We start from the raw sequence: 1,777 nt of genomic DNA on the forward strand, positions 1-1,777 counted from the left end.
GATATAAAGATAAGAGATGGGGTTGCTTTAGCTAAAACCTGCAAACAATTAGGCAACGTGATCAATACCCCAAGTATCTGGGAAAACTATGCTAAAAGAATCCCTGGAACTCATCGATATCTCCAACTTTCTCACAAAGAAGGCGAAGATCCAAAAGCCTCCCCTCAAAAAACTGCCTCTTTTTATAAGAATCTTCTTAAACGCGCAATGTCTCCTGAGATCCTCTGCCTCCATGACTTAGACGCTGAGTATCCTGCCCCTATTAGTGGAAATAGCTTAACTGTTATAGGAACATACATTGAAGATAATTCTGAAAATCAGGGGCATGATGAAACTTATATTTATACTTCAATTCGCGTTTCCAATGGATGGCAGACTTACCTCTCTCACAGAGCTGATCTAGAGGATTGTTTAATTGTGCATGCAATAGATGCCTCTGGCTCACTCAGTGTTGGAAGCCAAGGAGGGGTTGCAATAGAATATGGACAGAGTAGAGCATTTATTTTGACAAAAGGAACAGAAGAGGTGCGTTATCTCAAAAATACCGTAGAACACGTAGAAAATGTGAATTATGAATTTAGCAAAGCCAATGACATAGCTGCATCCCCAGAAAGGACAATCATTGTGGGGGCAGCCCGAGACCCTCACGTTCCCAACTTTCATTTAAGGGCTGCTCAATGGATCCTTACAGGACAAGATGAAAGTGTCCAGTTTCTTGGGACAATCAATAATGGAAAAACAAGTCATGCTCTGGCCATTAGCCTTAATCAATCCACGATTGTTGGAATCTCTGATGATGGAGCCGATGACAATAAGCGTAAAGCCTTCATTTGGACAGAAACCGACGGGATGCGTTCCCTGGGAACCTTAAAAGGCGATATGACAAGTGAAGCTATTGCTGTCAGTGCCGATGGCAATATTGTTCTTGGAACTTCCTTCAAAACATTTCATCTTAAAAATAATTTTTCTCCTAATGCAAGAGCTTTTATATGGCGAAGAGCATCCCCTGAAGTTTTACAAAAAGCTCATGAGCTTAGCTTCCACGTGAGTGCTGGCGGTGTGATGCACCCTCTTAAGATTCCCTCAAGATATATCAACGGTGTCGCAAGTGCCATGAGCGCAGATGGCAGGCGCATTGTGGGGTATTGTGGAGATCTTCAAAATACAAAAAAAGCCTTTATGTGGGATATAAATATAGGCTCATACCCAATCGAATCTGTGTTCAGACATTTTTTACCTCAAGGTACTACCCTTAACGAAGCCATAAGCATCAGTAAGGATGGAACAACCATGATCATTAACGGTCAGATATCCCCAGCTGAAGATGATGATAGACTAACTGTCTTTTATGCTTTTATTCCCCGGTTTGATGCGGCTGCAGCCCAAGGAATCAACTTAACAAAACGAGTGCCTGCCGCTCAAAGCTCAAATGGATAACCTTTTTCTAGGGACGGGATATTTATTGACTAATTGATTATGATTAGATAGGGTTATTGTATGCTATTGTAATCTTGAACACAGAATTACCCCTCATGATCAAAAAAGTTTTAATGATTCTTATTGCTGCAGTAGCTCTCTCGGCAACGCCCTCATGGTGCTGTGATTCCGATCAAGAACTTGAGCCCCCAGCCAAAAGATTTAAGTTTTCTGAGCAGGAAGACAATTTAGCAACAGCGCCCCAAGCCGGTCTTTTTAGCTGTCTCCCTTATGAAGTCATGAAAAAAATTGCTCAGGATATAAAGATAAGAGATGGGGTTGCTTTAGCTAAAACCTGCAA

2 protein-coding genes are annotated in these 1,777 nt (G+C 41.6%); both read left to right on the top strand.

Annotated elements, in window-relative coordinates:
• Window positions 1-1,437, top strand: a 1,437-nt coding sequence (locus J0H12_00065) for a hypothetical protein (protein ID MBN9412308.1), incomplete at its 5' end; no start/stop codon positions are given.
• Between the two features lie 95 nt (window positions 1,438-1,532).
• A partial coding sequence (locus J0H12_00070) for a hypothetical protein (protein MBN9412309.1) occupies window positions 1,533-1,777 on the top strand: 245 nt, incomplete at its 3' end.

The organism is Candidatus Paracaedimonas acanthamoebae, from assembly GCA_017307065.1.
Classification (GTDB): Bacteria; Pseudomonadota; Alphaproteobacteria; order Caedimonadales; family Caedimonadaceae; genus Paracaedimonas; species Paracaedimonas acanthamoebae_A.